The organism is Streptomyces sp. NPDC001507, assembly GCF_042894765.1.
In the GTDB taxonomy this organism is placed as follows: domain Bacteria; phylum Actinomycetota; class Actinomycetes; order Streptomycetales; family Streptomycetaceae; genus Streptomyces.
Genome location: NZ_JBIAVV010000005.1, coordinates 582479 through 602012, shown reverse-complemented (window position 1 = coordinate 602012; position 19534 = coordinate 582479). Strand labels below are relative to the sequence as shown.

The 19534-nt window shown below is 71.6% G+C and carries 20 protein-coding genes; 10 read left to right on the top strand and 10 right to left on the bottom strand.

Annotated features, from left to right (window positions below; all coding sequences use genetic code 11):
- Positions 1–34: 34 nt before the first annotated feature.
- The 3 genes from ACFY0K_RS20000 to ACFY0K_RS19990 form a co-directional block, all read right to left on the bottom strand.
- Entirely contained in the window at positions 35–379 is a 345-nt protein-coding gene (locus ACFY0K_RS20000; RefSeq protein WP_351962290.1) for a DUF3817 domain-containing protein, read from the bottom strand.
- A 66-nt stretch (positions 380–445) separates the two neighbouring features.
- Positions 446–955, bottom strand: a complete 510-nt coding sequence (locus ACFY0K_RS19995) for a MarR family winged helix-turn-helix transcriptional regulator (protein ID WP_382717549.1) — start codon at positions 953–955, stop codon at positions 446–448.
- Positions 956–1054: 99 nt separating this feature from the next.
- The gene (locus ACFY0K_RS19990; RefSeq protein ID WP_390640932.1) at positions 1055–2257 is read right to left on the bottom strand and encodes an MFS transporter; all 1203 of its coding nucleotides are present in this window, start codon (positions 2255–2257) and stop codon (positions 1055–1057) included.
- Positions 2258–2345: 88 nt separating this feature from the next.
- Between ACFY0K_RS19990 and ACFY0K_RS19985 the strand changes: the two genes are divergently transcribed.
- Positions 2346–3338 (top strand): DUF5937 family protein, encoded by a 993-nt coding sequence (locus tag ACFY0K_RS19985; protein WP_390640931.1) that lies wholly within the window; start codon positions 2346–2348, stop codon positions 3336–3338.
- Between the two features lie 271 nt (positions 3339–3609).
- On the opposite strand, the gene ACFY0K_RS19980 is transcribed toward ACFY0K_RS19985, so the two are convergent.
- The 5 genes from ACFY0K_RS19980 to ACFY0K_RS19960 all read right to left on the bottom strand — a co-directional run bounded on the left by ACFY0K_RS19980 (position 3610) and on the right by ACFY0K_RS19960 (position 6495).
- Positions 3610–4260: a TetR/AcrR family transcriptional regulator gene (locus tag ACFY0K_RS19980; protein WP_390640930.1), complete on the bottom strand. Its 651-nt coding sequence runs from the start codon at positions 4258–4260 to the stop codon at positions 3610–3612.
- On the bottom strand, positions 4257–4937 hold the full coding sequence (locus ACFY0K_RS19975; RefSeq protein WP_390640929.1) for a DUF4166 domain-containing protein: 681 nt from the start codon (positions 4935–4937) through the stop codon (positions 4257–4259). Before ACFY0K_RS19975 ends, ACFY0K_RS19980 begins: the two co-directional genes overlap by 4 nt.
- On the bottom strand, positions 4934–5677 hold the full coding sequence (locus ACFY0K_RS19970; protein WP_390640928.1) for a hypothetical protein: 744 nt from the start codon (positions 5675–5677) through the stop codon (positions 4934–4936). Before ACFY0K_RS19970 ends, ACFY0K_RS19975 begins: the two co-directional genes overlap by 4 nt.
- 171 nt (positions 5678–5848) lie before the next feature.
- Entirely contained in the window at positions 5849–6142 is a 294-nt protein-coding gene (locus tag ACFY0K_RS19965) for an MTH1187 family thiamine-binding protein (RefSeq protein WP_390640927.1), read from the bottom strand.
- Positions 6139–6495 (bottom strand): DUF3817 domain-containing protein, encoded by a 357-nt coding sequence (locus ACFY0K_RS19960; RefSeq protein ID WP_390640926.1) that lies wholly within the window; start codon positions 6493–6495, stop codon positions 6139–6141. The genes ACFY0K_RS19965 and ACFY0K_RS19960 overlap by 4 nt, the downstream gene beginning before the upstream one ends.
- A gap of 205 nt (positions 6496–6700) precedes the next feature.
- Between ACFY0K_RS19960 and ACFY0K_RS19955 the strand changes: the two genes are divergently transcribed.
- The 4 genes from ACFY0K_RS19955 (at position 6701) to ACFY0K_RS19940 (ending at position 9357) form a co-directional block, all read left to right on the top strand.
- Positions 6701–7333 carry an AIM24 family protein gene (locus tag ACFY0K_RS19955; RefSeq protein WP_093499030.1) on the top strand — a complete coding sequence of 211 codons (633 nt, stop codon included), beginning with the start codon at positions 6701–6703 and terminating at the stop codon, positions 7331–7333.
- 1 nt (position 7334) lies between these two features.
- A complete protein-coding gene (locus ACFY0K_RS19950) occupies positions 7335–7985 on the top strand; it encodes an AIM24 family protein (protein WP_390640925.1) in 651 nt (216 codons plus the stop codon).
- Positions 7986–8032: 47 nt separating this feature from the next.
- A complete protein-coding gene (locus ACFY0K_RS19945; RefSeq protein ID WP_390640974.1) occupies positions 8033–8788 on the top strand; it encodes an AIM24 family protein in 756 nt (251 codons plus the stop codon).
- A gap of 92 nt (positions 8789–8880) precedes the next feature.
- Complete coding sequence (locus ACFY0K_RS19940) at positions 8881–9357, top strand: MarR family winged helix-turn-helix transcriptional regulator (protein ID WP_089098733.1); 477 nt, start codon at positions 8881–8883, stop codon at positions 9355–9357.
- Positions 9358–9535: 178 nt separating this feature from the next.
- Here ACFY0K_RS19940 and meaB read toward each other — a convergent pair whose 3' ends face one another.
- Both meaB and ACFY0K_RS19930 read right to left on the bottom strand, forming a co-directional pair.
- Positions 9536–10492 carry a methylmalonyl Co-A mutase-associated GTPase MeaB gene (gene meaB / locus ACFY0K_RS19935; protein ID WP_351962302.1) on the bottom strand — a complete coding sequence of 319 codons (957 nt, stop codon included), beginning with the start codon at positions 10490–10492 and terminating at the stop codon, positions 9536–9538.
- Positions 10493–10531: 39 nt separating this feature from the next.
- On the bottom strand, positions 10532–11737 hold the full coding sequence (locus ACFY0K_RS19930; protein ID WP_390640924.1) for an acetyl-CoA C-acetyltransferase: 1206 nt from the start codon (positions 11735–11737) through the stop codon (positions 10532–10534).
- Positions 11738–11886: 149 nt separating this feature from the next.
- Between ACFY0K_RS19930 and mce the strand changes: the two genes are divergently transcribed.
- The 5 genes from mce (at position 11887) to ACFY0K_RS19905 (ending at position 19518) form a co-directional block, all read left to right on the top strand.
- Positions 11887–12327, top strand: coding sequence for a methylmalonyl-CoA epimerase (mce, locus tag ACFY0K_RS19925; RefSeq protein WP_123974084.1), 441 nt, complete (start codon positions 11887–11889; stop codon positions 12325–12327).
- A 222-nt stretch (positions 12328–12549) separates the two neighbouring features.
- Positions 12550–16398, top strand: a complete 3849-nt coding sequence (gene scy / locus ACFY0K_RS19920) for a polarized growth protein Scy (protein WP_351962303.1) — start codon at positions 12550–12552, stop codon at positions 16396–16398.
- 195 nt (positions 16399–16593) lie between these two features.
- Positions 16594–17529: a cellulose-binding protein gene (locus ACFY0K_RS19915; RefSeq protein ID WP_390640923.1), complete on the top strand. Its 936-nt coding sequence runs from the start codon at positions 16594–16596 to the stop codon at positions 17527–17529.
- A gap of 254 nt (positions 17530–17783) precedes the next feature.
- Positions 17784–18740 carry an ATP-binding cassette domain-containing protein gene (locus ACFY0K_RS19910; protein ID WP_390640922.1) on the top strand — a complete coding sequence of 319 codons (957 nt, stop codon included), beginning with the start codon at positions 17784–17786 and terminating at the stop codon, positions 18738–18740.
- Between the two features lies 1 nt (position 18741).
- Positions 18742–19518, top strand: coding sequence for an ABC transporter permease (locus ACFY0K_RS19905; protein WP_390640921.1), 777 nt, complete (start codon positions 18742–18744; stop codon positions 19516–19518).
- The last annotated feature ends 16 nt before the right edge of the window (positions 19519–19534 follow it).

The window sequence follows — 19534 nt, the reverse complement described above, 5'->3', positions numbered from 1 at the left end:
GTCCGTACGGCGGTACGGCCCGGGGGCCTGTGGCCTAGGCCTGGACCTTCGCGGCCACCGGAGAACCCTCGGTGACCTTGGCGTCCAGCTCGCGGGTGACCTTGCGCTCCACGAAGAAGGCGGCGGTCGGGATGGTGCCCGCCAGCAGCACCCACAGCTGCTTGCCGACCGGCCACTTCGCCTTGGAGCCCAGGTCGAAGGCGAAGACCAGGTAGACGACGTAGAGCCAGCCGTGCGCGATGGCGACGACGCGCGTGACGTCGGCCGCACCGTTGATGTCCAGCCCGTACTTGGCGATCATGCTCAGGCACAGCAGCACCAGCAGCACACCGGTGACGTAGGCCAGGACGCGGTAGCGGGTCAGCACGCTCTTTTTCATGGGGACGAGCGTAACCACCCGTTCCGGGAGATCTTGCCCCGGGTCACTCCTGTGCGCGGGGTGCGTTCAGTCCTCGTCGAAGTCGTTCGCGGCGACCCGCAGCGGCCGCAGCATCGCGAAGATCTCCCCGCACTCCTCGGCGTCGTACACCCCGAGCCCGAAGTCCATCGCCATCAGGTCGCGGGTGGCCGCCTCGACGACCTGGCGGCCCTTCTCGGTGATCGTGGCGAGCGTGCCGCGCCCGTCGTTGGGGTTGGGCCGCTTGTCGACCAGACCGGACTTCACCAGCCGGTCGACGGTGTTCGTCACCGAGGTCGGGTGCACCATCAGCCGCTCGCCGATCTTCGACATCGGCAGCTCGCCGGCCTTGGAGAAGGTGAGCAGCACCAGCGCCTCGTAGCGCGCGAACGTCAGCCCGTACGGCTTGACCACCGCGTCGACCTCGGCCAGCAGGATCTGCTGGGCCCGCATGATCGACGTGATCGCGGCCATCGACGGGACGCTTCCCCAGCGCTGCTTCCAGAGGTCGTCGGCACGGGCGATGGGGTCGAAGGGGAGACTGAGTGGCTTGGGCACGTCACCGACCCTACCGGCCGGTCATATAGCGGTCAGCCCTGTCTCGGCTTTCGGTCACCTCCGGCTCGGTCGCCTCCGGCGGGGCGGGTCGGCGGGCCGCTACGACCTCGGCCGCGACAACCGCCGGACCGCCACCGCCAGACCGCAGCAGCACACCACCCCCACCACCCCGGCGCCCGCCACGGCCGCCCGCACCCCCACGGCCTCCGCCGCCAGCCCCGCCAGCGTCATGCCGACCCCCTGCAGGGTCATCAGCCCGGCGCTGAGCACGGTCATGGCCCGGCCGCGCAGCTCCTCGGGCACGGCCCGTACGAACCACTGGTCAAGGCCCAGCGTGTACGCCGACCCGGCCCCCGCCGCCAGCAGGAGCAGCAGCGAGAGCGCGAGGGACGGGTGCAGGGCGTACCCGAGGTACGGCAGCAGGGTGAGGCAGACCAGCGGCAGGGCGATCCGCTCCCGGGCGGCCGGGCCGAGCCGGGCGCCGGCGTACAGCTCCCCGGCGACGGTGCCGACCGGCAGCGCGCACATCAGCAGGCCGAGCCCCGGGGACCCGGAGCCGAGCGCGTCGGCGTAGGGGGCGGCGAGCGCCTCGGGGACGACGGCGAACATCGCCGGCACCCAGAAGAGGAGCAGCAGCAGGCGGATGCGGCGGTCGGCGAGCAGCTGCCGGGTGCCGCCGCGTTCCCGGGCCCGCGCGCGGGCGGGGCGGCGCCGGGTGCCGAGGCGGAGCAGGGCGGCCGAGGCGACGAAGGTGCCGACGGTGATCAGCAGGGCGTGCCGCGGGGTGAGGGCGGCGAGGAGCAGTCCGCCGAGGCCGTAGCCCACCAGCAGGGCGCTCTGCGCGACGATCCGCAGCAGGGACCGGCCGAGCACGAACAGGTCGCCGCCGCCGAGGATGTCGGAGAGGGTCGCCATCCGGGTGCCGGCGAACACCGGCGAGACGACGGCGAGGGCGCAGCGCAGCCCGAGCAGCACCCCGATGCCGGTTCCGGGGACCGCCATCACGACGACGCACCCCGCGCACACCAGGTCGCACACCACCAGCACCCGGCGGGCCGGGAACCGGTCGGCGACCGGGGCCAGCAGTGTGCCGCCGACCAGGTAGGGCAGGAAGCCCAGCGCAAAGGTCAGGGCGCTGAGCAGGGGTGATCCGGTGAGGTCGTAGACCAGCACGGACAGCGCGATCTCGCTGACGATCACGCCGAGCATGGACAGCACGTGGGCGGCGAAGACGGCACGGAACTCGGGCACGGCGAGGACCCGGCCGTAGCCGGCGGTTCCCGGGAGAGCAGGCGCGGACATGGACGGCAGGGTGCCCGTGCCCGGGCCCACCGCTTAGAGTTTCGGCACCAGCCGAATCTTCCTCCCTCCGCCCCGGAACGGTCCCGCCATGCCCTCCCACCTCCACTTCGACGAGGACGACTTCCTGCGGTGCCGGTTCGCCGTCTCGCCGCTGTGGGAGACGCAGGGGGCGGTCCGCACGCTGCGGCGGCCGGACCGGCACGGCTATCACGCGCCCTGGCTGCGGCGGATCAGGACGGTGGCGGCCGGGCTCGACCTGGCCCCCCTGTGGCTGCTGATGCCACGGCGCGGCCACTCGCCCGACTGGCTGGTGGCACCGCCGACCGGTCCGGCGGCCTCCGTCGAGGAGGAGCTGGCGACCCTGCGGGCGGTCGACCCGGAGACGGCCCGGGCGGACACCGCGCGCTCGCTCGCGGACACGCCGGGCGCGCTGGAGTCGGCGACCGGCCGGGCCTGGCTGGCCGATCCGCCGCGCCTGGTCCGGGAGGTGACGGACGCGCTGGAGGAGGCCTGGCGGGTCCTGCTGGCCCCGGACTGGCCCCGGCTGCGCGCCCTGCTGGAGGCGGACGTCGCCTTCCACTCCCGGCGGCTCGCGGAGGTCGGCCTGGGCGGGCTGCTGCCGGAGATCCACCACCGGTTCGGCTGGCGGTCCGGCACGCTGACCGTGGCCTCGCCCGGCGGCGCGTACGAGCGGCGGCTGGGCGGGCAGGGCCTGGTGCTGATGCCGAGCGTCTTCACCTGGCCGGACGTGATCAGCACCTTCGAGCCCCCGGCCCGGCCCACGGTGGTCTACCCGGCCCGCGGCATCGGCGGCCTGTGGACCGACCCGGCCGCGGCCACGCCCGACGTGCTGGTACGGCTGCTGGGCAGGGGCCGCGCCACGGTCCTGGCCGCCCTCGCCGACCCGGCCACCACCACCGCCCTCGCCCACCGGCTGCGCCTCGCCCCCTCCTCGGTCTCCGCCCACCTGACGGCCCTGCGCAACGCGGGCCTCCTGACCTCACACCGCTACGGCCACCAGGTGCTGTACGAACGAACCCCACTCGGCATCGCCCTGGCATCGGGCCCACAACGGTTCTAGCGAGTCCGCCCAAATCCGCCGCGGTCCGACAGCGCCCCCGTTCGAAACCCTCTGCACTCCGACAGCGCCCCCGAAGGGGCGCGGGGAACTGCGCGACCAGCCACGACGGCACCGCACACGACAGACACACTCCAGCAGTTCCGTCGAAACCCGCTGCACTCCGACAGCGCCCCCGAAGGGGCGCGGGGAACTGCGCGACCAGCCACGACGGCGCCGCAGACAGCAGACGGCAGACGGCAGACGGCACATCGCCCTGCCTCCGCTGGCGCCCCTAGTTACGGCCGGCCCGCCGCAGATGGTGCCGGACCGCGCGCTGGGCCACCGGGCCGAGCTCGTCCAGCGCGGCGACCATCGCACCGAGTTGTTCGAGGGCGTCCAGGGCCGCATGCGCGCCGGCCGTGTCGACGCCCTCGTACAGCTCGATGCCGACGAAGGACGCGGCGACCGCGCGGGCGAGCCCGGCCGGGTCGGCGAACTCGCCGAACGGGGTTGCCGCGAGGACCCGGACGAGCACCTCCTCCATCTCGGCGATCCACAGGTCGAGCCCGGCCGCCGTGGCCGGCCCGAGCGCCTCGTGGGTCTGGGCGCCGGCCAGCAGCTGCCCGAGCAGGGCGACATGGCCGCCGGCGCGGGCCTCCTCGTGGATCTGCCGGCCCACGGTGAGGAGTTCGGAGAGAGAGCGGACCGCGGCGAGCCGGGGGCGGAAGCGGGCGACGGCCTGCTCGGCGCCGTACCGGCAGGCGGCGGAGAGGAGTTCGTCCACGGATCCGAAGTGGTAGAAGACCAGCGCCTGGTTGACCCCGGCCGCCGCCGCCACGGTACGGGCCGAGGTCTTGGCGATCCCCTGCTCGGTGAGCGTCCGCAGCGCACCCTCCAGCAGCTTGTTCTTGGTCTCCAGGGACTTGGCGGTCTCCGGGCTCACGCGCGCGACTCCTCACGGACCGGCCGCAGCCCGGGGCGCACCCCGCAGCCGTGGATGTCGGCGTACGACGCCTCGAAGGAGCCCTGGTAGCCGAAGAGCGGCCCGAAGTACCGGTTCACGACCCGCACCCGGACCCGGAACCGGCCGGTTTGGTCGTCGTAGGACTCGCGTACCTCGGCGGTGGCGCCGACGAGTTCGGGGACCCGGACGTCCACCGGGCCCTCCCTGAACCGGTGTTCGCCGGAGCGGATCAGCAGGGAGCCGTCGGCCTCGGCACGGAAGTGCAGCTCGCTGGCGAGGTGCTGGTGGGTGCCGAGGTAGTCCAGGATGCGGTCGCCCTTGGGACTGAGCACCATCTGGGCGTCGAAGCGGCGGGGGCGGCCGGGCAGGTCGAAGGTGCGCACGAAGCTCACCGTCTCACGGCCGTAGGTGTCCGTGTAGGGCACATTCTCGATCTTGAAGGGCACGTTCCGCCCGGCCTGCGGGACCAGGATGTTGCGGGTGGCGCCCAGCACCAGGAACGGCTTCACGAACGTCGGCCCGTGCCAGATGCGCTCCATCACGCCGTGGCCGGTGCAGGCCTCGCCGCTCGCCAGGCCGACCGAGAAGCGCCGCCGGAGCTCGGGGTGCAGCCGGTCGAAGTCCGGCCCCATGACCGTGCGGAACATCGAGGTCACGACTGCTTCTCCAGGGTGTGCAGGACACGAGGGGCGGTGACCTTCGCCGACGGGGCGCGCAGGCAGCGGCGGGCGGCGGGGGTGGTCGCGAGCGGGGCCGCGAGGAGGGCCAGCGAGAGAGCGACCACGAGGAGGAGCGGGACCAGGAAGGCGACGGCGGGCGAGAGCGCGCCGAGGACCGGCCCCCGGCCCAGGCCTGCGGCGCAGCCGGCGATCGTCAGGGCGCGGGCCGCCAGCTCGGCGAGCCAGTTCCACCGCGCCCGTTCCGGGGTGATCCCGCGTTCCAGCCACAGCCGCAGCCGGTCGAAGGACCAGGCGGTCGCCCAGCCCATGATCGGGCGGAGCACCAGCCGGTCGGCGAGCACCCCGAAGGCACCCCAGCGGGGCCGGTAGTCGTAGCCGGTGAGGAAGCGGACGCCGTCGCCGACCGGGATGTAGCGCCAGTAGCCGCTGCCCTCGGCGAGCAGCGAGAGGGGGTGGCGGGAGGCGAAGCGCAGGGCCGAGGTGCGGGTGCCGTCGGGGCGCTCCTTCTCCCCCGCCGAGACGCCGGTGCCGGCGATCGTCAGGAACGGGAGCACGCGGGTGGCGTAGCGGAAGCGCTGCGGCTCGCCCGCCGCGCGCGGCAGGTGGTCGATCTCGGTGAACCTCAGGTCCCAGCGTTGGTGCCGGGCCGGGTCCTGGGTGCGGGCCCACAGTTCGTCGAGGTCGGCTCGGATGTGCGCCTCTATGTAGAGACCCATTGGTGGTGTACCCCCGTCACCTGGTCCTTCGAGGGTTCTTTGAGCGATCGCTCAAACCCTTCGGCGGTCACGGTACCCGGTTTTGAGCGACCGCTCAATCACTGGGGACGAGAAACCCCGGCCGCGAGGGGCCGGGGTTTCCTTCCGCCGGGTCTTCTTCTGCCGCTGCGGCTACTGGGCGAGGTGCTGCTCGACCGTCGCCACCTTGCTGGTGAGTCCGTCCGTGACACCGGGCCGGATGTCCGCCTTGAGGACCAGGGAGACGCGCGGGGCGCGCGCCTCGACGGCGGCGACGGCGCGCCTGACGACCTCCATGACCTCGTCCCACTCGCCCTCGATCGAGGTGAACATGGCGTCGGTGCGGTTGGGCAGCCCGGACTCGCGGACCACCCGGACGGCGTCGGCGACGTACTCCCCGACGTCCTCGCCGACACCGAGCGGCGTGACGGAGAAGGCGACGATCATGCGTTCACGACCCCTTCCTTTTCCTTGCGGGCGCGGGCGGCGATGACCTCGTCCTCGGCGGCGCGGCGCAGCGTGCGCTCGATGATGAAACCGCCGCCGGGGATGACCGAGTACGCGAAGTACAGGGCAGCCTTGCCCTTGTTCCACTTGGTGCGGTTCCAGGCGTCCGCCCAGAAGATCACGTAGATGATGAACAGCACGCCGTGGATCGGGCCGAGCACGGGGGCGACGTTGACGCCGGAGTCCACCGTGTACTTGATGACCGTGCAGGCCGCGAGAACGATCCAGGAGACGCCCTCCGGCACGGAAATCAGACGGAGGCGGCGGATGGCGGAGGCTGTTTTGAGGTCCACGAGTCACCTTCGGTGGGAGAGACGTCCACTCTTTGTGAACGCGAGCACAAACGTTCTGCCATTGTGGCAAAGAGGCGGCACGGACCCGGCGCGGGGGTGGGGGCGCAGCCTTGACGGCCGCACCCCTAGGGGACGGATCCGGGATGATGTCCACCCACGGGACCTGTCGCCGCCGTCTGCCTGCGGCTACCTTCGCAGCGTGGCGATGTTCCGACTCCAGGGCAGCAAGGTGCTCGCCGTCGAGATGACCGGGGACGCCGTGAAGGCGAAGAACGGCTCGATGGTCGCGTACGACGGGCAGATGGCGTTCAAGAAGCTGAGCGGCGGCGGCGAGGGGCTGCGCGGGATGGTGACCCGGCGGCTCACCGGCGAGCAGATGACGGTGATGGAGGTGAAGGGGCACGGGACGTGCTGGTTCGCGGACCGGGCGTCCGAGATCAACCTGGTCGGCCTCCAGGGCGACAAGCTGTACGTCGAGTCCAGCAACCTGCTCGCGACCGACGCGGGGCTGCGCACCGGCACGACGTTCACCGGCCTGCGCGGCGCCTCCCAGGGCAACGGGCTGTTCACCACGACGGTCGAGGGCCACGGCCAGGCGGCGATCATGTCGGACGGCCCGGCGGTGGTGCTCAGGGTCAGCCCGCAGTACCCGCTGACCGTCGACCCGGGCGCCTACATCGCCCACCAGGGCAACCTCCGCCAGTCCTTCCAGTCGGGTGTGACCTTCCGCACGTTCCTGGGAGAGGGCGGCGGGGAGGCCTTCCAGATCCGGTTCGAGGGGGACGGCCTGGTGTACGTGCAGCCGAGCGAGCGCAACACGATCGCGGGGGACGTCTGACATGGCCCTGCGCGAGGTGAACTCCAAGATGGTCGAGGCGACCGTCGTGCCCGGTCAGCGGCTGTTCAGCCAGCGCGGCGCGATGCTCGCGTACAAGGGCGAGGTGTCCTTCACGCCCAACATCCAGGGCGGCCAGGGCGGGCTGATGTCGATGCTCGGCCGCCGGGTCGCCGGCGAGGCGACCCCCCTCATGACCGTCGAGGGCAGCGGCACGGTCTTCTTCGGGCACGGCGGCCACCACGTCCACGTCATCACCCTCACCGGCGACACCCTCTACGTCGAGGCGGACCGGCTGCTCGCCTTCGAGGGCACGTTGCAGCAGGGGACGATGTTCATGGGCTCCCAGGGCGGCGTGATGGGCATGGTCCGCGGCCAGGTCACCGGCCAGGGCCTGTTCACCACCACCCTCAAGGGCCACGGCGCGGTCGCCGTGATGGCCCACGGCGGGGTCTTCGAGATCCCGGTCACCCCGCAGCGCCCGGTCCACGTCGACCCCCAGGCCTACGTCGCCCATCACGGCGACGTGCGCAACAAGCTGTCGTCCGCACTCGGCTGGCGGGAGATGGTGGGCCGCGGCTCCGGCGAGGCCTTCCAGCTGGAGCTCAGCGGCAGCGGCATGGTGTACGTGCAGGCGTCCGAGGAGAAGCTGTGAGCGCATACGGAGCCACCGGCGCGGCCGGGCCGGTCGTGTACGACCCGATGACCCTGCCCGTCGACGACAACGTCAACAAGTACACCTTCTGCGTGGAGCTCAAGAGCGGTCAGTGGTTCCTGCAGAAGGGGAAGATGATCGCCTACTACGGCTCGATCGACTTCAACGGCATCGGGCACGGCCGTTTGGACCGACTTGTCCGCACGTCTTTCCATTCGCCTCTGCACGCGAGCGACTGGGTGGTGGCGCAGGGCTCGGGCAAGATGCTCCTCGCCGACCGGGCGTTCGATGTGAACTCGTACGACCTGGAAGACGGCAACCTGACCATTCGCTCCGGCAACTTGCTCGCTTTTCAGCCAAGTCTCGCGCTGAAGCAATCAATCGTTCCCGGTTTTCTGACCCTTATCGGAACCGGAAAGTTTGTGGCGGCGTCCAACGGTCCGGTGGTGTTCATGGAACCCCCCATCCGGGTGGACCCGCAGGCGCTGGTGGGGTGGGCCGACTGCCCCTCCCCCTGCCATCACTACGACCATGGGTACATGACCGGCGTGCTGGGCGGTCTACGTGCACTGACGGGCCTCGGCGGGGCCTCTGGAGAGGAGCACCAGTTCGAGTTCGTAGGGGCCGGCACGGTCCTGCTCCAGTCCACCGAGACCCTGATGGCCGAGCAGGCCGCGGGAGCGGTTCCGCACGAGCCCGGAGTGCCCGGCGGAGGCACCCCCTCCACAGCTCGTCCACAACAACCGGGGGCACCGCGCCTTCCCGGACAGCTGGGGGACCTCCAGCGTCGCTTCGGGCTGTGAGCGGTAGTCTGCGGAGTGTGACATCGAACGCGTGCGCACAGTCACACCACCCTCACTAGTTCGCCTTTCAACATTTTAGGTAGACTTCATTCATGGAGACCGAGACGGCCACGCGCTGGCTGACCGATGCGGAGCAGTGCGCCTGGCGCACCCACCTGGAGGTCAACAGGCTGTTGACGTACCAGCTCGAAAAGGATCTGCAGCCGTTCGGCCTGACAATGAACGACTACGAGATCCTGGTGAACCTGTCCGAGTCGGAGGACTACCGGATGCGGATGAGCGACCTCGCCTCCGCCACCCTCCAGTCCAAGAGCCGGCTGTCCCACCAGATCACCCGTATGGAGAACGCGAACCTGGTCCGCCGCGAGAACTGCGAGTCCGACCGCCGCGGCCTGTTCGCCGTCCTCACCGAGCACGGCATGGAGACGATGAAGAAGGTGGCGCCACATCATGTCGCCTCCGTGCGACGGCACTTCATCGACCTGCTGTCGCCGGAGGCACTCATAGAGCTGGACAAGGGCCTGAAGCCCATCGCGGAGCACCTGCGGGGGCAGCGCGGGCGTCCGTGACGACAGACAGCACCTGAAAGCGGCGGACGGGGGTTCAGGTCCCGTCCGCCGCTCGCTGCATGATGGCGCTTCCCTGCCCGTGGAGCGCCCGTCAGGAGCGCGGGGAACTGCGCGATCGGCCCCCACCGGCCCGCGGCCGACGAACGGTCCGCGCCCCACGTTGTCGGCGCGGCCCGTGTCAGCCCTGGGTGAGGCCCGCCACCAGTTCGTCCGCCGCGCGGTACGGGTCCAGGTCGCCGGCCACGATGCGGTCCGCGAGAGCGTCGATGTGACGGTCCCCGTGGAGGTCGCCGATGCGCGCACGCAGGGCCGTCACCGCGATGGTCTCGACCTCGCGGGCGGCGCGCGCCAGGCGGCGTTCCGCCAGGACGCCCCGCTCCTCCATCCAGGCGCGGTGCTTCTCCAGTGCTTCCACCAGTTCGTCGACGCCCTCCGCCCGCGCGGCGACCGTCTTGACGATCGGCGGCCGCCAGTCGCCGGGGCCGCGGGACTCGCCGAGGCCCAGCATGTGGTTCAGTTCGCGGGCCGTGGCGTCCGCGCCGTCCCGGTCGGCCTTGTTGACCACGTACACGTCCCCGATCTCGAGGATGCCGGCCTTGGCGGCCTGGATGCCGTCGCCCATGCCGGGGGCGAGGAGCACCACACTGGTGTCCGCCTGGGAGGCGATCTCGACCTCCGACTGGCCGACGCCGACCGTCTCCACCAGGACCACCTCGCAGCCCGCCGCGTCCAGGACACGGATGGCCTGGGGCGCCGCCCAGGCGAGGCCGCCCAGGTGGCCCCGGGTCGCCATCGAGCGGATGTAGACGCCGGGGTCGGACGCGTGGTCGGACATGCGGACCCGGTCGCCGAGCAGGGCGCCCCCGGAGAAGGGGGACGACGGGTCGACGGCCAGCACGCCGACCCGTTTGCCCTGTTTGCGATACGCGGTCACGAGCGCCGAGGTCGAGGTCGACTTGCCGACGCCCGGGGACCCGGTCAGGCCCACCACGTACGCGTTGCCCGTCAGCGGCGCGAGTGCCGCCATGACCTCCCTGAGCTGCGGGGACGCCCCCTCCACCAGGGAGATCAGACGGGCCACCGCGCGCGGTCGGCCCTCCCTGGCCTGGGCCACCAGTGAGGAGACGTCCTGCATCACAGCTCCGTTCGCTTTCGTTCGCTCGAAGAAACCGGCTCAGGCCTTCGGTACCCGCACGATCAGCGCGTCACCCTGACCGCCGCCGCCGCACAGCGCGGCCGCGCCGACCCCGCCGCCCCGGCGCTTGAGCTCCAGGGCCAGGTGCAGGACGAGCCGGGCGCCGGACATGCCGATGGGGTGGCCCAGGGCGATGGCTCCACCGTTCACGTTCACCTTTTCGGTGGACACCCCGAGGTCCTTCATTGACTGGACGGCAACGGCGGCGAAGGCCTCGTTGATCTCGATGAGGTCCAGGTCGCCGACCTCCAGGCCCTCCTTCTTGAGGGCGTGGTTGATGGCGTTCGACGGCTGGGACTGCAGGGAGTTGTCCGGTCCGGCCACGTTGCCGTGGGCGCCGATCTCGGCGAGCCACTCCAGGCCCAGCTCCTCGGCCTTGGCCCTGCTCATCACGACCACGGCCGCCGCACCGTCGGAGATCTGCGAGGAGCTGCCGGCGGTGATCGTGCCGTCCTTCGTGAACGCCGGGCGGAGCCTGCCCAGCGACTCGGCCGTGGTGTCGCCGCGGATGCCCTCGTCCTTGCTGAAGACGACCGGCTCGCCCTTGCGCTGCGGGATCTCGACCGGGGTGATCTCGGCCTCGAAGATCCCGTTCTTCTGGGCGGCGGCCGCCCGCTGGTGGGACAGGGCTGCCACCGCGTCCTGATCCTCGCGGCCGAGGCCGAGGCGGGTGTTGTGCTTCTCGGTCGACTCGCCCATCGGGATGTTCTCCCAGGCGTCGGTCAGGCCGTCGTACGCCATCGCGTCGAGCATCTCGATCGAGCCGTACTTGAAGCCCTCGCGGGACTTCGGGAGCAGGTGCGGGGCGTTCGTCATGGACTCCTGGCCGCCCGCGACCACGATGTCGAACTCGCCTGCGCGGATCAGCTGGTCGGCCAGCGCGATGGCGTCGAGGCCGGAGAGGCACACCTTGTTGATCGTGAGCGCCGGGACGCTCATCGGGATGCCGGCCTTCACGGCGGCCTGGCGGGCGGGGATCTGGCCGGCGCCGGCCTGGAGCACCTGCCCCATGATCACGTACTGCACCTGGTCGCCACCGATCCCCGCACGGTCGAGGGCGGCCTTGATCGCGAAGCCGCCGAGGTCGGCTCCGGAGAAGGACTTCAGCGAGCCCAGCAGTCGTCCCATGGGCGTCCGCGCGCCCGCGACGATCACCGAGGTGGTTCCAGAGGTTCCAGAGGTCATGAGCTGCGAATCCCCTTACCGGCTGCACTGCCGAGGAGTGAACGAGGGTTTACTTCGAATGTATTGCGTGGCACTCCGTGCCGTCATCGGGCCGTCAGTGTGATCGCTGGCACGTTGCGTAACCATCGCGGTGGCGCTGCACTGAATCCATGCTGACGCGAATCGACCACATCGGGATCGCCTGCCACGACCTCGACGCGACCGTCGAGTTCTACCGGGCCACGTACGGCTTCGAGGTGTTCCACACCGAGGTCAACGAGGAACAGGGCGTGCGCGAGGCCATGCTCAAGATCAACGAGACGTCCGACGGCGGCGCCTCCTACCTGCAGCTTCTCGAACCGACCCGGGAGGACTCGGCGGTCGGCAAGTGGCTCGCCAAGAACGGCGAGGGCGTCCACCACATCGCCTTCGGTACGGCGGATGTGGACGGGGACGCGGCCGACATCCGGTCCAAGGGCGTACGCGTTCTGTACGACGAGCCACGGATCGGCTCCATGGGGTCGCGGATCACCTTCCTGCATCCGAAGGATTGCCACGGCGTACTGACAGAACTGGTCACTTCGGCGGCCGTTGAGTCACCTGAGCACTGACCCTCGTACATATGGGCCGGTAGGGTTGGGGGCGGTCGTCCCTTCGCACGTTCGCAGGGCCGGGGCGGCCGCATGCCGGGGTCCGGGTTTCGGGGGACGAGCGTCGGGGCAGCAGCCCGTGCTCCGCCGTTGATCTGACACCATTCCCCGGGGGCCCCGTTCGGCGGATGGACGGAGCTCGTTCGGAGAAGGTTGCGACCAGGGGACGGATGGGACCGCGCAGTGCGGGGCTACGAGAGCCAGGAGCGAGAGCCGGCGGCTGACGTCGACCACCTCTCTCGGTTCGAGGCCGAGATGAAACGGCTGAAGACCGAGCGGGAAAAGGCGATCCAGCATGCCGAGGACCTCGGCTACCAGGTCGAGGTGCTGCGCGCCAAGCTGCACGAGGCGCGGCGCACCATCATGTCCCGGCCCGCGTTCGACGGCGGTGACATCGGCTACCACGCCGAGCAGCTGCTGCGGAACGCCCAGGTGCAGGCCGACCAGATCCGCCAGGAGGCGGAGCGGGTGGCCGCGGAGGCCCGGGCGCAGACCCAGCGCATCCTCCAGGAGCACGCCGAGCAGGCCGCGCGGCTCCAGGCCGAGCTGCATCAGGAGGCGGTGACCCGCCGCCAGCAGCTGGACCAGGAGCTGGCCGAGCGCCGGCAGACCGTCGAGTCGCACGTCAACGAGAACGTGGCCTGGGCCGAGCAGCTGCGCGCCCGCACCGAGTCGCAGGCCCGGCGGCTGCTCGACGAGTCGCGGGCCGAGGCCGAGCAGGCGATGACGGCCGCCCGTGCGGAGGCCGAGCGGCTGGCGACCGAGGCGCGGCAGCGGGTGCAGGCCGACGCCGAGGCGGCCCGCGGGGAGGCCGAGCAGCTGCTGCTGCGCGCCCGCCGGGACGCCGAGCGGCTGCTGAACGCCGCGTCCACGCAGGCCCAGGAGGCCACCGACCACGCGGAGCAGCTGCGCAGCTCCACCGCGACGGAGTCGGACACCGCCCGCCGGCAGGCGACCGAGCTGAGCCGGGCCGCCGAGCAGCGGATGGCTGAGGCCGAGGAGGCGCTGCGCAAGGCGCAGTCCGAGGCCGAGAAGCTGGTCGCCGAGGCCGAGGCGAACGCCGCGAAGGCCCTGTCCAGCGCCGAGGCCACCAACGAGCAGCGCACCCGTACCGCCAAGGAGCAGGTGGCCCGGCTGGTCAGCGAGGCCACCAAGGACGCCGAGGCCACCAAGGCGAGCGCCGAACAGGTCGTCGCGGACGCCAGGGCCGAGGCCGAGAAGATCATCGCCGAGGCCTCCGAGAAGGCCCGCAGCCTCACCGCCGAGGAGAGCGCCTCCCAGCTGGCGAAGGCCGCCAAGACCGCCGAGGACGTCCTGAACAAGGCGTCCGAGGAGGCCAAGCGGACCACGAAGGCCGCCGCCGAGGAGGCCGAGCGGATCCGCACCGAGGCGGAGACCGAGGCGGACCGGCTGCGCGCCGAGGCGCACGACATCGCCGAGCAGCTCAAGGGCACGGCGAAGGACGACACCAAGGAGTACCGCGCCAAGACCGTCGAGCTGCAGGAGGAGGCCCGCCGGCTGCGCGGCGAGGCCGAGCAGCTGCGGTCCGACGCGGTCGCCGAGGGCGAGTCGATCCGCGCCGAGGCCCGGCGCGAGGCCGTGCAGCAGATCGAGGAGGCGGCGAAGTCCGCCGAGGAGCTGCTCGCCAAGGCCAAGGCGGACGCCGACGAGCTGCGGCAGACCGCGACCACGGACAGCGAGAAGGTCCGCACCGAGGCCATCGAGCGCGCCACCACGCTGCGCCGGCAGGCCGAGGAGACCCTGGAGCGTACCCGCCAGGAGGCCGAACGGCTCCGCGCGGAGGCCCAGGAGCAGTCCGAGACGATGCGGGCCGACGCCGAGCGGGCCGCGGCCGAGCTGCGCGAGGAGACCGAGCGGGGCGTCGAGGCCCGGCGCGCGGAGGCCGCCGCCGAGCTGACCCGCCTGCACACCGAGGCCGAGGACCGGCTCACGGCCGCCGACCAGGCGCTGACCGAGGCGCGCGAGGAGGCCGGCCGGATTCGCCGGGAGGCCGCCGAGGAGACCGACCGGCTGCGCGGCGAGGCCGCCGAGCGGATCCGTACCCTCCAGCAGCAGGCCGAGACCGAGGCCGAGCGGCTGCGTGACGAGGCCGCCGCCGACGCGTCGGCGTCCCGTGCGGAGGGCGAGGCCGTCGCCGTACGGCTGCGGTCCGAGGCCGCGGCCGAGGCGGAGCGGCTCAAGCAGGAGGCCCAGGACACCGCCGACCGGGTCCGGGCCGAGGCGCAGGCGGCCGCGGAGCGGCTGTCCACCGAGGCGTCCGAGACGCTGGCCGCCGCTCAGGAGGAGGCCGCCCGGCGGCGTCGCGAGGCCGAGGAGCTGCTCGGTTCCGCCCGCCAGGAGGCCGACCAGGAGCGTGAGCGGGCCCGCGAGCAGAGCGAGGACCTGCTGGCCCAGGCGCGCAACCGGGTCGAGGAGGCGCAGGCCGAGGCCGTACGGCTGGTCGAGGAGGCGGACCGGCGGGCCACCGAGATGGTGTCGGCCGCCGAACTCCACGCCCAGCAGGTGCGGGACTCCGTCTCCGGGCTGCACGAGCAGGCGCAGGAGGAGATCACCGGGCTGCGCTCGGCCGCCGAGCACGCCGCGGACCGCACCCGGCGGGAGGCCGAGGAGGAGGCCGACAGGGTCCGCGCCGACGCCTATGCCGAGCGGGAGCGGGCCAGCGAGGACGCGACCCGGATCCGGCGCGAGGCCAACGAGGCGTCCGAGGCGGCGAAGTCGCTCGCCGAGCGGACCGTCGCCGACGCGATGGCCGAGTCGGAGCGGCTGCGGTCCGAGGCGGCGGCGCACGCCCAGCGGGTGCGCACCGAGGTCTCCGACAGCATCGCCCAGGCGGACCAGGACGCCGCGCGCACGCGTGCCGAGGCGCGCGAGGACGCCAACCGGATGAGGTCGGACGCGGCGACCCAGGCCGACACCCTCATCACCGAGGCGCGCAACGAGGCCGAGCGGCTCCAGAGCGAGACCATCGCCGAGGCCGACCGGGTCCGCGCCGACGCCATCGCCAAGGCGGAGAAGCTGATCTCGGACGCCACGGGCGACGCGGAGCGGCTGCGGGCCGAGGCCGCCGAGACGGTCGGCTCCGCCCAGCTGCACGCCGACCGGACCCGGGCCGACGCCGAGCGGCTGAAGGCGGACGCGGAGACCGAGGCCGAGCGGATGCTGAACGCCGCCCGCGAGGAGGCCGACCGCACCCTCGACGAGGCCCGCAAGGACGCCAACAGGCGCCGTCAGGACGTGGCCGAGCAGGTCGACACGCTCATCAACGAGACGACCGCCGAGGCCGACAAGCTGCTCACCGAGGCGCAGCAGCAGGCGATGAAGACCACCGCGGACGCCGAGTCGCAGGCCGACACCATGGTGGGCGCGGCCCGCAAGGAGGCCGACCGGCTGGTGTCCGAGGCCACGGTCGAGGGCAACACGCGGGTGGAGAAGGCCCGTACGGACGCGGACGAGCTGCTGGTCGGCGCCCGCCGGGACGCCACCGCCATAAGGGAGCGGGCGGAGGAGCTGCGCGAGCGCATCACCGCCGAGATCGAGGAGCTGCACGAGCGGGCCCGCCGCGAGGCCGCCGAGACCATGAAGTCCACCGGCGACCGCTGTGACGCGCTCATCAAGGCCGCCGAGGAGCAGCTCGCCAAGGCTCAGGCCAAGGCCAAGGACCTGGTCTCGGAGGCCAACTCGGAGGCGGGCAAGGTCCGGATCGCCGCCGTCAAGAAGGCCGAGGGGCTGCTCAAGGAGGCCGAGCAGAAGAAGGCCACGCTGGTCCGCGAGGCCGAGGAGCTCAAGGCCGAGGCGATCCGCGAGGCCCGCCGCACGGTCGAGGAGGGAAAGCGCGAACTGGAGATCCTGGAGCGCCGGCGGGAGAACATCAACGGCGAGATCTCCCGTGTCCAGGACGTCCTGGAGGCGTTGGAATCCTTCGAGGCTCCGTCGGCCGGCAAGGACGGCGGGGTCAAGGCGGGCAGTACGGTGGGCGCGCCCCGATCGGGTGGCAAGTCGTCAGAGGGCTAGAGACCGGGGTCGGTTCTGTAGTGTTGTGGGGCTTTTGATTAAATCTGTGGCAGAGGCTTTGGCAAGCGATCTCACAGCGAGCCACCCAAAAGGGGTGTCATTCTCCAGATCAAACACGTATCCGCTCGATGACACACCGCTTCGGCCCCTAGGATTCCCCCTATCACCTCACCGGTCTCTTTCGACAGGAACCCCATGAGCGACACTTCCCCCTACGGCTTCGAGCTAGTGCGGCGTGGGTACGACCGCGCTCAGGTGGACGAACGGATCTCCAAGCTCGTCTCCGACCGTGACAGCGCTCTCACCCGCATCACCGCTCTGGAAAAGCGCATCGAGGAGCTCCACCTCGAGACGCAGAACGCCCAGGCTCAGGTAACCGACGCGGAACCGTCGTACGCCGGCCTCGGCGCGCGTGTCGAGAAGATCCTCCGCCTCGCCGAGGAGGAGGCGAAGGACCTGCGCGAGGAGGCCCGGCGCGCGGCAGAGCAGCACCGCGAGCTCGCCGAGTCGGCGGCCCAGCAGGTGCGCAACGACGCAGAATCGTTCGCTGCGGAGCGCAAGTCCAAGGCCGAGGACGAGGGCGTCCGGATCGTCGAGAAGGCCAAGAGTGACGCCTCGCAGCTGCGTGCCGAGGCCCAGAAGGACGCGCAGTCCAAGCGCGAGGAGGCGGACGCCCTCTTCGAGGAGACCCGCGCGAAGGCCGCGCAGGCCGCCGCCGACTTCGAGACGAACCTCGCCAAGCGCCGCGAGCAGTCCGAGCGCGACCTGGCGTCCCGCCAGCAGAAGGCCGAGAAGCGCCTCGCGGAGATCGAGCACCGCGCGGAGCAGCTGCGGCTGGAGGCCGAGAAGCTGCGCACCGACGCCGAGCGCCGTGCCCGCCAGACCGTCGAGACGGCGCAGCGCCAGGCCGAGGACATCGTTGCGGACGCGAACGCCAAGGCCGACCGGATCCGCTCGGAATCCGAGCGCGAGCTGGCCGCGCTGACCAACCGCCGCGACAGCATCAACGCCCAGCTGACCAACGTCCGCGAGATGCTGGCGACGCTGACGGGTGCGGCGGTGGCTGCCGCCAGCTCGCCGACCGAGGACGAGCCGATCTCCCGCGGGGTTCCGGCGCAGCAGTCCCGGTAGGCGTCAGCGACGTCACCGACGTCACAAGGCCCGTACTCCCTTTTTCCGGGGGTGCGGGCCTTCGTCGTACGGGTGCGGGTCGTGCGTGGTTGCTCGCGCAGTTCCCCGCGCCCCTGAAGGGGCGCCAGGTGCACGCCCCTGAAAGGGGCGCGGAGGAACTGCGCGACCGGCCTCCACGGCGCCGCACCCGGCCACGGTGCCCCCGGCGAAGCCGCCGATTGGCAGCCCCGGTAGGCCGGTCTTAGCGTGGCCGCATGATCGAGTTGGCGGGACTGACCAAGCGCTACGGCGACAAGACGGCGGTCGACGACCTCACGTTCACCGTCAGGCCCGGCATCGTGACCGGGTTCCTCGGGCCCAACGGTGCCGGGAAGTCCACCACCATGCGGATGATCCTCGGGCTCGACCACCCCACGGCCGGCCGGGTGCAGATCGACGGCAAGCGGTACGAGCAGCTCAAGGACCCGCTGACGTACGTCGGGGCGCTGCTCGACGCGAAGGCCGTGCACGGCGGGCGCAGCGCCTTCAACCACCTGCTCTGCCTCGCGCAGAGCAACGGGATCCCGCAGACGCGGGTGGCCGAGGTGCTCGACACCGTCGGACTGACGGCGGTGGCGCGGAAGAAGGCGAAGGGGTTCTCACTGGGGATGGGGCAGCGGCTCGGGATCGCGGGGGCGCTGCTGGGCGATCCGCGGATCCTGATGTTCGACGAACCGGTCAACGGGCTCGACCCCGAGGGCATCCACTGGATCCGGACCCTGATGAAGTCGCTGGCCGCCCAGGGCCGGACCGTCTTCGTCTCCTCGCATCTGATGAGCGAGATGGCTCTGACCGCGGACCACCTCGTCGTGATCGGACAGGGGCGGCTGCTCGCCGACACCTCCATGGCGGACTTCATCCGGACGAACTCACGGTCGTACGTCCGGGTCCGCTCCCCGCAGCGCGAGCGGCTGCTCGACGTGCTGCACGGGGCCGGGATCACCGTCGTCGAGACGGGGACCGGAGCCCTGGAGGCGGAGGGCGGGAAGGCCGAGCCGATCGGGGAGCTGGCGGCGCAGAACGGGATCGTGCTGCACGAGCTGAGCATCCAGCAGGCCTCCCTGGAGGAGGCGTTCATGCAACTGACGGCGGAGTCCGTGGAGTACCACGCGCACGCCGACTCGCCCCCGGTGCCACAGGCCTGGGGCGCCGGCTGGGACAAGGGAGCGTGAGATGGCCGTCGTCACCCAGGTCGTACGGTCCGAGTGGACCAAGATCCGCTCCGTCGCCTCGACGGTGTGGACGCTGTCGCTGGCCGTGGTGGTCACCGTGGCCCTCGGGGGGCTGCTGTCCGCACTCGCGAACAGCCAGTTCTCCAACATGCCCGCCCGTGAACGGCTCTCCTTCGACCCGACGAACATCAGCTTCGCCGGGATGACCCTCGGTCAGCTGGCGATGATCGTGTTCGGGGTGCTCGTCGTGTCGAACGAGTACAGCACCGGGATGATCAGGGTCTCGCTGGCCGCGGTCCCGCAGCGGGCCACCTTCCTGTTCAGCAAGATCGCGGTGGCGGCCGGCCTGGTGCTGGTGGTCGGCATGGTGACCAGCTTCGCCGCCTTCTTCCTCGGGCAGGCCATGCTCGGCTCGCACCGGGCCCACCTCGGCGATCCCGGGGTGCTGCGCGCGGTCGTCGGGGGCGGGCTCTACATGACGCTGATCGCGATGTTCTCCATGGGCGTGGCCGCGATGCTGCGCTCGCCGATGCTGTCGCTGGGCATCCTGATGCCGTTCTTCTTCCTGATCTCCAACATCCTCGGGAACGTCGACGCGACCAAGAAGATCGGCCGGTTCCTGCCGGACCAGGCGGGCAGCCACATCATGCAGGTGGTGCCGAGGGCCGGCGACGACGTCCCCTACGGACCCTGGGGCGGGCTCGGGATCATGGGGCTGTGGGTGGTCGCGGCGCTGGTCGGCGGGTACGTCCTGCTGAAGCGGCGCGACGCCCAGTGACCGGACCCGCGGGGCC